Source organism: Chromobacterium aquaticum, assembly GCF_021129195.1.
Classification (GTDB): Bacteria; Pseudomonadota; Gammaproteobacteria; order Burkholderiales; family Chromobacteriaceae; genus Chromobacterium; species Chromobacterium aquaticum.
This window is the reverse complement of record NZ_JAJOHW010000025.1, coordinates 32,736-45,493: the sequence shown is the minus strand read 5'-3', so window position 1 is coordinate 45,493 and position 12,758 is coordinate 32,736. Positions and strand designations below refer to the sequence as shown.

General features: G+C 66.1%; 9 protein-coding genes. 6 read left to right on the top strand and 3 right to left on the bottom strand.

Annotated elements, in window-relative coordinates:
* Positions 1–32: 32 nt before the first annotated feature.
* Genes tldD through LQT98_RS04270 form a run of 3 tightly spaced genes read right to left on the bottom strand, consistent with a single transcriptional unit; the run spans position 33 to position 6,156 of the window.
* Entirely contained in the window at positions 33–1,475 is a 1,443-nt protein-coding gene (tldD, locus tag LQT98_RS04280; RefSeq protein WP_048408583.1) for a metalloprotease TldD, read from the bottom strand.
* 14 nt (positions 1,476–1,489) lie between these two features.
* Positions 1,490–2,299 carry a carbon-nitrogen hydrolase family protein gene (locus tag LQT98_RS04275; protein ID WP_231461241.1) on the bottom strand — a complete coding sequence of 270 codons (810 nt, stop codon included), beginning with the start codon at positions 2,297–2,299 and terminating at the stop codon, positions 1,490–1,492.
* A complete protein-coding gene (locus LQT98_RS04270) occupies positions 2,296–6,156 on the bottom strand; it encodes a YhdP family protein (protein WP_231461240.1) in 3,861 nt (1,286 codons plus the stop codon). The genes LQT98_RS04275 and LQT98_RS04270 overlap by 4 nt, the downstream gene beginning before the upstream one ends.
* Before the next feature lie 57 nt (positions 6,157–6,213).
* Between LQT98_RS04270 and glnE the strand changes: the two genes are divergently transcribed.
* The 6 genes from glnE to LQT98_RS04240 all read left to right on the top strand — a co-directional run bounded on the left by glnE (position 6,214) and on the right by LQT98_RS04240 (position 12,706).
* The gene (gene glnE, locus LQT98_RS04265) at positions 6,214–8,910 is read left to right on the top strand and encodes a bifunctional [glutamate--ammonia ligase]-adenylyl-L-tyrosine phosphorylase/[glutamate--ammonia-ligase] adenylyltransferase (protein WP_231461239.1); all 2,697 of its coding nucleotides are present in this window, start codon (positions 6,214–6,216) and stop codon (positions 8,908–8,910) included.
* Between the two features lie 105 nt (positions 8,911–9,015).
* Positions 9,016–9,939, top strand: coding sequence for a branched-chain amino acid transaminase (locus LQT98_RS04260; protein ID WP_048408586.1), 924 nt, complete (start codon positions 9,016–9,018; stop codon positions 9,937–9,939).
* Between the two features lie 48 nt (positions 9,940–9,987).
* Entirely contained in the window at positions 9,988–10,188 is a 201-nt protein-coding gene (locus LQT98_RS04255; RefSeq protein ID WP_048408587.1) for a zinc-finger domain-containing protein, read from the top strand.
* A 138-nt stretch (positions 10,189–10,326) separates the two neighbouring features.
* Positions 10,327–11,340, top strand: coding sequence for a lipopolysaccharide heptosyltransferase II (gene waaF / locus LQT98_RS04250; RefSeq protein WP_231461238.1), 1,014 nt, complete (start codon positions 10,327–10,329; stop codon positions 11,338–11,340).
* Between the two features lie 82 nt (positions 11,341–11,422).
* The gene (locus LQT98_RS04245; RefSeq protein ID WP_231461237.1) at positions 11,423–11,971 is read left to right on the top strand and encodes a TetR/AcrR family transcriptional regulator; all 549 of its coding nucleotides are present in this window, start codon (positions 11,423–11,425) and stop codon (positions 11,969–11,971) included.
* Between the two features lie 123 nt (positions 11,972–12,094).
* Positions 12,095–12,706, top strand: coding sequence for a hypothetical protein (locus LQT98_RS04240; RefSeq protein WP_231461236.1), 612 nt, complete (start codon positions 12,095–12,097; stop codon positions 12,704–12,706).
* Positions 12,707–12,758: the final 52 nt, after the last annotated feature.

Sequence of the window (12,758 nt, the reverse complement as noted above, 5' to 3'; positions counted from 1 at the left end):
TCGCCGAAGCGTAGCAGACTTTGAACAGGTTCTTAGCCGCCGGTGCCGCCCACGGTCAGCCCTCCGTCTATGCGCAGCGTGGGCTGGCCCACGCCCACCGGCACGCTCTGGCCTTCCTTGCCGCAGACGCCGACGCCCTGATCCAGCTGCAAATCATTGCCTATCATGCTGACGTAGTTGAGCACGTCCGGCCCGTTGCCTATCAGGGTGGCGCCCTTGACCGGGTAGCTGAGCTTGCCGTTTTCGATGCGCCAGGCTTCCGACGCCGAAAACACGAACTTGCCGCTGGTGATGTCCACCTGACCGCCGCCGAAATTGACCGCGTACAAGCCGTCCTTGACCGAGGCGATGATTTCCTGCGGATCGTGCTGGCCGGCCAGCATATAGGTGTTGGTCATCCGCGGCATCGGGATGTGGGCGTAGGACTCGCGACGGCCGTTGCCGGTGGCGCCCACCTGCATCAGGCGCGAATTCATCGCATCCTGCATATAGCCCTTGAGCACGCCATCCTCGATCAGCACGGTGCGCTGAGTGGGATTGCCCTCGTCGTCTATCGCCAGCGAGCCGCGCCGCTCCTCCATCACCCCGTCGTCCACCACCGTGACGCCCTTCGCCGCCACCCGCTGGCCGATCTTGCCGGAAAAGGCCGAAGTGCCCTTGCGGTTGAAATCGCCTTCCAGGCCATGACCTATCGCCTCGTGCAACAACACGCCGGGCCAGCCCGACCCCAGCACCACGGTCATCTGGCCGGCCGGCGCCGGCCGCGAATCCAGATTGGTCAGCGCCTGATGCACCGCCTGACGCGCATAGCGCTCCAACACCTCGTCGTCGAAGTAGGCCAGGTCGAAGCGGCCGCCGCCGCCGCTGGAGCCCTGCTCGCGGCGGCCGTTTTGTTCGGCGATCACCAACACCGACAGCCGCACCAGCGGCCGCACATCGGCGGCGCGCACGCCGTCGTGGCGCGCCACGTAGACCACATCGTATTCGCTGGCCATGCCGGCCATCACCTGGATCACCCGCGGGTCCAAGGCGCGGGCCATCCGCTCCACTTTTTCCAGCAAGGCCACCTTGGCCGCCGCTTCCAGGCTGTGACACGGGTCCAGCGCCGGATACAGCGGCTTGGGCGCGCGCAGGGTCTGCGCGCCGGCGGAACCGTCGCCGCCCGCCTGGCCGATGGCGCGCACCGCATCGGCGGAGCGGCTCAGGGCCTCCAGGCTGATGGCGTCGGAATAGGCGAAGGCGGTCTTGTCTCCGGCCACCGCGCGCACGCCCACGCCTTGATCGATGCTGAAGCTGCCGGACTTGACGATGCCCTCTTCCAGGCTCCAGGCCTCGCTGCGGGTGTATTGAAAATAGAGGTCGGCGTAGTCGATGGCGTGGTGGCGCATGCGCGCCAGCGTGGCTTCCAAAGCCGCCTCGTCCAGACCGTAAGGCTTGAGCAGCAGGCTGTCTGCCGCGGAGAAAGCATCTTGCATAGTGTCGGGTTCTTTCACGCGAGTACGCGGTGCGCCAGCGCCGGCAGGCGGGTGCGCACCGACTGGATCAATGTCGGGTCGATTTCGGCGAGGATCACGCCCTCGCCCTTGTCTATTTCGGCCAGCACGCGGCCCCAGGGATCGATGATCATCGAATGCCCGTGGGTCTTGCGGCCGTTGTCGTGTTCACCGCCCTGCGCCGAGGCCAGCACATAGCTCTGATTCTCTATCGCGCGCGCGCGCAGCAAGGGCTCCCAATGCGCCTCGCCGGTGGTGGCGGTGAAGGCCGCCGGCAAAATCATCAGATCATAGGGCGACAACTGGCGGAACAGCTCGGGAAAGCGCAGATCGTAGCAGATGCCGAAGGCCATCTCGGCGAAGCCCAGGTCCGCTTTCACCGGCTGCTCGCCCGGACGGATGGTGTTGGATTCGCAATAACTCTCGCCCAGGCCGGAGAAGCCGAACAGATGGATCTTGTCGTAGCGCGCGCGCACCTCGCCGTCCGGGTCGAACAGCAAGGTGGTGTTCAACACCCGCTGCGGCTCCGGGCTGCGCAGCGGCACGGTGCCGGCGGCCAGCCACACGCGGTTCTCCCGCGCCATCCGCGCCAGCGCCTGCTGGATGGGACCGTCGCCATAGGCTTCGCACACGGCCACCTTGTCGGTTTCCTGCCGTCCCATCAGGCAAAAATACTCGGGCAGGACCACCAGCCGCGCGCCCTTGGCCGCGGCTTCCGCCACCCAATGCGCGGCGCGCCGTACATTGGCGTCCACGTCGGAGCCGGACACCATCTGCACCGCCGCCGCCAAAAATTTCTGCTTCATGGTTTTCCCCCTTTGTTCTGCTGTATCGGACCGATCGCGGTGCGCACCACCTTGGGATCGCGCAGCGAGCCGCTCACTTCGTAATCCACCGACAGGATGCGGCCCACCGGATCGCGCAGCACTTTCTGCGCCGCCAGCGTGGCGATGCCCACCACCGGGTTGAGCAGGGCCGCGCCCGCCGCCAGCGCCACGCTCTCAGCCAAGCGCGGCAGCACATGCACCTTCAAGGCCTGGCTCTCCTTGCCCAGATCCAGCACTCCGGAAATCGTCACTTCCGCGCCCGGCCCCTTCATCTCCACCTTGGGGGAGGTGAACAGACCGTTGCGCGCCTGCGCCTCGCCCTTGAGGGTGTCGAAGGCGAAACCGTCGCTGAACACATCGGTGAAGTCCAGGCGGATGCGGCGCGGCAGCGACTGCAGGCTGAGCGCGCCCAAAAGCTTGACCACGCCCGGATCCACCTTGGCGAAGCGTCCATCCTTGAAGTCTAGCGCCAATTCGCCGGACACTTTGGCCAAATCCAGATCCCCCAGGCCGCCGGGCCAATTCAAGCGGCCGCTGAGCGTGCCCTGGCCGTTGCGGAAAATCTCGCCCTGGCCCAGCCGCGTCAGCAGCTTGCCGGCATCGCTGACATTCAGTTCGAAACGGGCGTCGACATTGCCGGCGCCGCGCGCGTCCGAACGCACCGTGGCCTTCAGCGTGCCGTCGTTGGTGGTCAGCCGCAGCGGGGCCATCTGCCAGACACTGCCGTCGCGGCGCGCCTCCAGCTCCAGCCGGCCCACCGAGCGTCCTTGCAGCACCAGTTCGCCGACGCGCACCTTCATGTCCGGCAATTTGCGGTTCAGCATCGACGCCTCGTCCGTCGCCTTGCTGTCAGCCGCGCCCTCCTTCTTGTCCGCCGGCAGGCTCAAGGCCAGCCGGCTGAGATTGGCCTGCAGCAGGCCGTCGCCTTCCGGCCGATAACTGGCATCGCCGCTCATCTCATTGGAACGCAGCTGTATGGTCCAGGCCTTGGACAATTCGCGGTTGCCCAGCTTGGCGTTCACCTTATGCAGGCTCAGCCCGGGCAACACCAGCTCCGGCGTATCCAGTTCCAGCTGCACCGCCGGCAGCGCCGCCGGCTCTCCGCCCGCGGATTGAGCGCCGTCGGCCAGCTTCAGCCAATCCTCCAGCACCACCTTGGGCTGCGCCACCCGCACCGCCAGCCCGGCCGCCACCGGCTCTCCCGGCGCGCGGCCGACGCCCAGCGCGCCGGCTTGCAACTCGCCGTGCTCGTCCAACCGCAAGCGGCCGCTGAGCATGCCCTCCAGGCTGAACTCCAGCCGCTGGGTCTGGACGCCGCGCATCTGCTGCGGCCGCAGCTGCAATTGCAAAGGCAGCGCCGCGGCGGCGGCCTTGGCCAGCGGCGCTGGCAAATCGAAGCCGGTGCCTTGCAGATCCGAGCTCACGGCCAAGCTTTCCAGGCCCTGCTTGACGACGAACTGCGCGCGGTAGCCTGACTTGCCCGCCGCCCGCGGCGCCAGCGCCGGCAGATATTGTTGCAACACTTGGCGCGAATCGGCCTGGCCGGTCAGTTCGAAACGCATGCGCTTATCGACGCCGGTATTGGCCTTCAGCTGGAACGGCCCGCCAAAGCCGACGAACTGCAGGCCGGGACTGTCCACGCCGCGCTCGGTAAAGGTCAGCCGGCCGCGCGTCTTGCTCAGCGGCGGAATCGGCAGGGACTTGAAGCGCAGCGCGTTGTCGGCGAAGTGAAGATCGCCGCGCACCGCCACGCCTTGCTCTCCGGCCAGCGGTATCGTCAATTTCAGATCAAGGCTGGCGTCGCCGCCGGCCTCGATCTGGCCGGTGAAGCCGTCCAGCCAACCATCCACCGGGCTTTGGGTGGTGAAGGCCAGCATGCGCTGCAGGCGATCGGCCGCGCGGCCCTCCACCGTCAGCATGGGCACCTCGGCGCCCAGATGGGCGATCACCGCCTTGACGCCGCTCAGCGGCACGCCCACGGTGCTGGCATGGCGCGCGTTCACTTCCATGCGCTCATTGTGGAACAGCAATTGGGCATCAATGTCGTCAATGCGCGGCCAGCCCGGCTGATAGCTGAGACGCGCGCGCTCCACTTCGGCTTCCACCAGAAACTCGCCGCCCTTGCCGCCGACGAAGGGAAACTGCTCCAGATCGCCGCGCAGCTTCATTGTCGCCTGGCGCAGCTGCCCGCCCTGTAGCGCCTGGCGCAGCCAGCGCATGGTGTGTTCGCCGACCTCGGTCGGCAGATAATCCACCACCCTGGCCGCCGGCACCCCGGCGATGCTGGCGCGCAAATCGGCGACGCCGGCGCCTTCGCCCTGATGGCGGTAACTGCCCTGCAGGCTGCCGGACAGCTCGGCGTTGGAGAAATCGACCCGGCGGAAATCCAAGGTCACGGCCTGTCCCTGCCGCTGCCAGCCCACATCGGCGGTCAGCTTGTCGAAAGCCAGCGGCGCGACGAACACCGAGGGATAGCTGACCTGGGACTTGCCGGTGTCCAGCTGCAGCCGGCCGCCGTTTTCGTCGAAGTTGATCGCGCCGCTGACGCCAGCCACGCCGGGCAGGCCATCGAAAGGCTGCCAGGCCAGTTTCTCGAAGCGGGACTTGAGCTTGAACGCCTTGGGAGCTTCCAGCGCGCCCTTCCAGCTGACGGTCAGGTCGCGCAAGGCGCCGCTGGGCGAGAAACGCGCGAACAGCGGGTTGCGATCGGCGCCCAGCGCGTGAATGAAGGGGGTCAGATGACCTAGATCGACATTGTCCAGCGTCAGCTGGCCGAAACCCTGCGCGCCATAGCGCCACTCGCCGTCGATATTGGAGTTGTCGAAGGCCAGGCCGCTGGCGCTGGCCAGGGTGAGCCGGCTGGCCTTGACCTTGTAGCTGCCACTGAGTTGGCGCGTCAGCTGCAATTCGCCCTGCAACCGCGGCAGCACCAATTCATGCGAATCCGGCGGCGTGTACGCTGCGTCGTGGACATTGACATTGGCGGTCAGCCCATCGATGGCGCCGTCGGAGAAGGACATCTCCACCGTGCCACTGCCCTCGCCGCTGCGCAGCATGCCCAATTGCTGCAGATAACGCGTCCACGAGCCCACCTTGGCGCCGTCCAGCGCCACCTTGAGCGAGCCCGACCACTGCTGCCAGGCGGCGATGTCGTCGCCGCGCCAGGACGCAGTCAGATCAAAGCCCTTGCCCAAGGACGCCGCCGGCTGGCCCGACAGCTTCAGGTTGTGACCGAGCAGGCCGGCGCTCAGCTTGAGCTGGCCCTGGCTCAGGTCCAGCCGCGGCAGGCCCAGCAGCTCATCCTGCCAGCTCAGCCGCGCATCGCTGATTTCCAGGCTGGGCTGACGCAGCAGCCAATTGCCCAGGCCGCTGTCGGACGGGCCGGAAGTCAGATCGAAACCGTTCAGATAGATCACGCCCTGGCGCGAGCGCAGCAGCTCCACCGTCGGCCCCTTGACCACCACGCTGGCCAGCCGCGGCTCCAAGGCCAGCAAGGAACGCCACGACGGCTCCAGCGATACCTGGCGCAAGGTCAGCGCCTTGCCGTCCTGCGGATTGGCGATGGTGACGCCGCCCAGCTCGAAACGCGGCCCCACGGTCAGCCACTCGCCGGACAAGGCCGCCACCTGCACCGGCCGTCCCAGCGACTGGCTCAGATAGCGCTCCAGCGGCTGGCGAAACTGGTCCAGATTGGGCAGCACCCAGAAAGTGAACGCGCAGAACGCTACCAGCAGCAGCGTCAAGGCGGCGGCGATGGCCATTCCCAACAGCGCACAGGTCCGTTTCAGGACCTTGATCACATGGATATGGGACAGAACGGAGAATAGCTTTTCCAAATGCGGCAAACCGTTACAATGTGGCCATCAAGAATTGACATGCCGTAGAGGCCTATTATGCCAGCAAACACGGCCGCTGCCATTGCCCGCAGCCGCGAGTTCTCCCACTATCTGCAGCGTTTGCTGACCGCCCGCCCCGAGGAGCTGGAGCGGCTGCAAGCCCGGCTAGGCCAGCCTTTTGACGCGGCTGAGATGGAAGCCTTCGCCGACTGGCAGGCGCTGAGCGACGCCGAAGGGCTGGCGCCGGCGCTGCGGCGGCTGCGCCAGGCGGTGGTGGCGCGGCTGATCTGCCGCGACCTCAACGGCCTGGCGAGCCTGGACGAGGTGGTGTCCACCGTCAGCGCGCTGGCTGATTTCGCCGTAGAACGGGCGCTGGCCTCTGCGCGCGCCGGCCTCGCCCACTACGGCCAGCCGATAGGCGAGGATAGCGGCGAGGTCCAGCAGTTGATCGTCATCGGCATGGGCAAGCTGGGCGGCGGCGAGCTCAACGTCAGCTCCGACATCGACCTGATCTTCATCTACCCCGAGAGCGGCGACACCGACGGCGGCCACCATGGCGGCCGCAGCATCAGCAACCACGAATACTTCACTCAGATGGGCAAGAAGCTGATCGCCCTGCTCAACGACGTCACCGCCGACGGCCAGGTGTTCCGCGTCGACATGCGGCTGCGGCCCTACGGCGACTCCGGCCCGCTGGCGATGAGTTTCGCCGCGCTGGAAAACTATCTGCTGAGCCAGGGCCGGGAATGGGAGCGCTACGCCTGGATCAAGGCCAGGGCGCTCAGCGGCGACGCGGCGGCGCTGGCCGACATGGCCCGCCCCTTCATCTACCGCAAATACCTGGACTACAGCGCCTACGGCGCGATGCGTGAACTGCATGCGCAGATTCGCCGCGAAGTGGCGCGCCGCGACATGGCCGACAACATCAAGCTGGGGCCCGGCGGCATCCGCGAAGTGGAGTTCATCGCCCAAGTGTTCCAGCTGATACGCGGCGGCCGCGACCGCAGCCTGCAACTGCGTGGCACTCGCGAAACGCTGCGCCGGCTGGGCGAACTGCGGCTGCTGGAGCCCGCCGCCGTCACCGAGTTGCTCGAGGCCTATGCCTTTCTGCGCAATCTGGAACACCGGCTGCAATATCTGGACGATCAACAAACCCAAACCTTGCCCAGCGGCGCGGACAACCGCGCCCGCATCGCCGCCAGCATGGGCTGCGCCGACTGGGAGCAGTTCATGAATCGGCTCAACCAGCAGCGCCGCAAGGTCACCCGCCACTTCGAGCAAGTGTTCATCCTGCCCACCGAGGGCGCCGCCGATCATCCGCTCTCCGAACTATGGCTGGACATCGCCGACTGCCTGCCGGTGGAAAAACTGCAAGCGCTGGGCTTCTCTGAACCGGAACAAGTGGCGCGCCAACTGCAAAGCCTGGCTCAGGGACAGCGCTACCAGCAGATGCCGCTGAACGGCCGCAAGCAGTTCGACCAATTGATGCCGGCGCTGATCGAGGTCGCTTCCCGCTTCGACAACGCCGACGCCACGCTGGCGCGCATCATCGCGCTGATGGAAGCGATCAGCCGCCGCGCCTCCTACCTGGCGCTGCTGACCGAATACCCGCAGACCCTGCAGCGGCTGGCCTCGCTCTACTCGTCCAGCGCCTGGGTCTCCGGCTATCTGACCCGCCACCCGATACTGCTGGACGAACTGCTGGACGCGCGCGTGCTCTACGCCACGCCGGACTGGCCGCAGCTGGAAGCACAACTGGAACAGCAACTGAGCCAGGCCGACGGCGACGTGGAAGCCAAGATGGACGCGCTGCGCCATTTCCAGCACGCGCAATCCTTCCGCCTGGTGGCGCAGGACCTGGCCGGCATGTGGACGGTGGAGGCGCTGTCCGACCAACTGTCGCTGCTCGCCGACATCGTGCTGGCGGCCACGCTGCGCCACGCCTGGCTGGACATCCCCAGCCGCCACTGCGACACGCCGCGCTTCGCCATCATCGGTTACGGCAAGCTGGGCGGCAAAGAACTGGGCTACGCCTCGGACCTGGACCTGATCTTCCTCTACGACGACGAACATCCGGACGCCGCCGAGCTGTACTCGCGGCTGGCGCGCAAGATGTCCACCTGGCTGACCAGCGCCACTGCCGCCGGCGTGCTCTACGACATCGACCTGCGGCTGCGCCCCAACGGCGCCAGCGGCCTGCTGGTCAGCTCGGTCAACGCCTTCCGCCAGTATCAGGAGCAGCAGGCCTGGGTTTGGGAACACCAGGCGCTGACCCGCGCCCGCTACGTGGCCGGCGATGCCGAAGTCGGCGCCCAGTTCGAGCAGGAGCGCCACGCCATCCTGACCCGCAGGCGCGATCTCTCCACGCTGCGCGACGAGGTGCTGGCGATGCGCCAGCGCATGCTGGACAGCCACCCCTCCCGCGATGAAGACCCCAAGAACGCGCGCGGCGGCATCATAGACATCGAATTCATCGTCCAATACCTGATTCTGGCCCACGCCCACGCGCTGCCGGCGCTGACCGCTAACGCCGGCAATATCGCGCTGCTGGCCACCGCCGCCGAGGCCGGGCTGATCCCCGCCGCCGACGCCGAAGCCGCGCGCAACGCCTACCGCCACTACCGCCGGCTACAGCACGCCGCCCGGCTCAACGAACGCCAGACCGTGGCGCCGGACGCCGCCTTGCTGGAGGACTACAGCCAATGCCGAGCGTTGTGGCAACGCGTATTCGAGCAAGCGCTCAATTTTTCCTGACAAACGGTTCACAGCGTCATGGCGGCGAGATAAACTCATTGGATAAGGCCGGACCGCATCCGGCCCAACCCGCAAAACGAAAACACAATATTGGAGAACACCAAGATGTCGATGGCTGATCGTGACGGATATATCTGGTATGACGGCAAACTGGTTGACTGGCGCGACGCCACCACCCATGTGCTGACCCACACCCTGCACTACGGCATGGGCGTGTTCGAAGGCGTGCGCGCCTACGAAACCCCCAAGGGCCCGGCCATCTTCCGTCTGGAAGACCATACCGCGCGGCTGTTCCGCTCCGCCAAGATCCTGGGCATGCAGCTGCCGTTCACGCCGGAGCAGATCAGCCAGGCCCATCTGGACGTGGTCAAGGCCAACGGCCTGAAATCCTGCTATTTCCGCCCGATGGCCTTCTACGGCTCCGGCAAGCTGGGCGTGGCGCCGCTGAAGAACGACGTGCGCGTGATCGTGGCCGCCTGGCCCTGGGGCGCCTACCTGGGCGACGAAGGCCTGGAAAAAGGCATACGCGTGAAGACCTCCTCCTTCACCCGCCACCACGTCAACATCACCATGTGCAAGGCCAAGGCCAACGGCAACTACATGAACTCCATCCTGGCCAACAACGAAGCCACCGCCGACGGCTACGACGAGGCGCTGCTGCTGGACGTGGACGGTTTCGTGGCGGAAGGTTCCGGTGAAAACATCTTCATCATCCGCAAGGGCAAGCTGTACACTCCGGACCTGACCAGCGCGCTGGAGGGCATCACCCGCGATACCGTGGTGCAGATCGCCAAGGAAATGGGGCTGGAACTGATAGAGAAACGCATCACCCGCGACGAGGTCTACAGCGCGGACGAAGCCTTCTTCACCGGCACCGCCGCCGAAGTGACCCCGATCCGCGAGCTCGACAGACGCGCGATCGGCGACGGCAATCGTGGTACCATCACCGCCGAAATCCAGAAGCGCTACTTCGACATCGTCAAAGGACTGGATGCCGAACACCAGCACTGGCTGACCTACGTCAATTGAGAAAAGCGAAGCCGCCCGCCCGCGCGAGCGGCCCGCAAGGAATACAGAATGGCTGAACTGAAAGAAAACACCCAACGCGTGATCGAAGTCACCCAGCACGACCTGCCGCTGCATTGCCCGATGCCGGACATGGTGTCCTGGAACTCCCACCCGCGCGTGTTCCTGCCCGTGCACAAGACCGGCGAAGCGCTGTGCCCCTACTGTGGCACCCGCTACAAGCTGAACGGCCCGGCAGGCAGCCACCACTAAGCCTGGCTCCGCGCCGGCAACGCAGCTAAGGTGTGGCGCGAGCCGCACCTTTTTTGCTTGCCGGCCCGCTTCGTCGGCAAACCCAAGCCGGGCCGCCCTGTCGCGACCCGGTTTCGGTTTGCAATCGGAACATCTGCAATGAAGAAGAAAATTCTGGTCATCGGCCCCTCCTGGGTCGGCGACAGCGTCATGGCGCAACCGCTGTACCAAAGACTGCACCAACACCATCCCGAGCTGGAACTGCACGTGTTCGCGCCAGCCTGGACCCTGCCCTTGCTGGCGCGGATGCCGGAAGTGGCCAAGGCCCACCTCAACCCCTTCGGCCATGGCGCGCTGCGCCTGGGCGAACGCTGGAAAGTGGCGCGCAAGCTGGCCGCCGAGCGCTTCGATCAGGCCATCGTACTGCCCAACTCGCTGAAATCGGCGCTGATCCCGTTGTTCGCCGGCATCCCGCTGCGCACCGGCTTCCTCGGCGAATCGCGCTACTGGATTCTCAACGACGCGCGCGAACTGGACGAGCAGGCGCTGCCGATGATGGTGGAACGCTTCTGCGCGCTGGCGGAAGACAAGGGCGCGGCCTTGCCGCGGCCGCTCAGTCACCCGCGGCTGGCCACCAATGCCGCCAGCCAGCAGGCCATCCTGGCCAAGCTCAAGCTCGACGCCAGCCGCCCGGCGGTCGCCTTCTGTCCCGGCGCCGAGTACGGCCCGGCCAAGCGCTGGCCGGCCAGGCACTTCGCCGAACTGGCGCGCCGCTTTGACGCCGCCGGCTACGCGGTGTGGCTGTTCGGCTCCGCCAAGGACCGCGAAGTCGGCGACGACATCAGCCGCCTGTCCGGCGGCCTGGCCGTCAACCTCTGTGGCGCCACCGGCCTGGAAGAAGCGATAGACCTGATGGGCCTGAGCACGCTCGCCGTCTGCAACGACTCCGGGCTGATGCACGTGGCCGCGGCGCTGGGCAAGCCGCTGGTGGCGCTATACGGCTCCTCCAGCCCCGACTTCACCCCGCCGCTGTCGGATCAAGCCGCCATCGTCTCCCTCAACCTGGATTGCAGCCCCTGTTTCGAGCGGACCTGCCCTTACGGTCACACTGACTGCCTGGAAAAGATGGAACCCGAGCGCGTCTGGCAGGCCGCGCAACCGCTGCTGCCCTAAGCACAGCCCTCCAGCCCTCACTACAAGCCCAATAATAATGACCACAGACCACACCGCACCCGCCGAAGAAAACAGCCGCCGCATGGAGTTGATACGCGCCGCGGCGATGCTGTTCCGCGACCAGGGCTATGAGCGCACCACGGTGCGCGATCTGGGAAATGCGGTCGGCATACAGTCCGGCAGCCTGTTCTACCACTTCCGCACCAAGGAGGAGATCCTGGTCGCGGTGATGGCGCTCGGCATCACCAGCACCACCGAGCAACTGAAGCGCGCCATTGACGAAGCCATCACCCCGCGCGCCAAACTGGCCGCGCTGTTCCGCGTCCATCTCAATTCGCTGCTGGGGGACAACCAGGCGGCGCTGGAGGTGATGCTCTACGAATGGCGCAGCGTGTCCGCCGCCGCCCGGCCCGGCCTGATCGTGCTGCGCGACCGCTACGAGGCGCTGTGGCAGCAAGTATTGGACGAAGCCGCCGCCGCCGGCCTGATCAAGCGCGACACCGCGCTGCTGCGCCGCACCCTGTTGGGCAGCCTGCATTGGTCGGTGCAATGGTATCGCTCCGAGGGAGCGCTGAGCGTGGATCAACTGGCCGAACACATGCTGGATTTGGTATTGCTGCCACAAACCTGACCCTTGGGACAGAAAAAATTCGGCAATCGACCGAAAAAGATTCTAGAATCAGCGATATAGGGCAACTGGGCTCTATACCGTCCTGGGCGGCGGCAACAGTATCCACGGTTTGGAGAGAGCGACATGGCAAGCACTGGCAGCATAGGCAGCCTCAACTCTCTGCAGCAATTGCAATCGCTGCAGAACACGCGGCCTGAGCAAAGAACGCTGGAAGAACCGCGCTCCGCCACTCCAGCGGTTTCACAGCAAAACGTCAGCCAGACCGCGGTCCGGCAGAATCCCGACACCGCGCGCGTCGAACAGCAGCTGCAGCGGCAGTTGAACACCGCGCAGACCAATGCCGCGCAAACCCGCAACAGCGAGCAGCAACGCGTTGGACAGGAACAGGCCCAGGCGGCCACCCTGGCCAGCACCGCGGCAGCGGTGCCCAACAACGCCGCCAGCAATGCGCCCCAGGTTCAACAGCGCGCCGCGGAAGCGGCCAGCGCCAACCGCGCAGCCAGCGCGCCGCCGCCGCAAGCTCAGCAGCGTCCCAGCACCGCAACGGTGCAGGCCGCCAATGAGCAGCAGGCGGTGAACAACCAGGCGGAACAGCAGAACGACCAGGCCGCCAGCGCGGTGACCCGCTCGCAGCAGCAAAACGCTAGCGGCCAATTAGCGGTGACCCAGTATCAGGCGACCCAGTCGCTGCTGCAGAGCAGCACCAATAAGCCACGGGTATCGGAAGTCGCTTAAGACACGGTTCATGATGCGCTCCAGTTCGTGAGCGCTAAATACAAACGGCAAT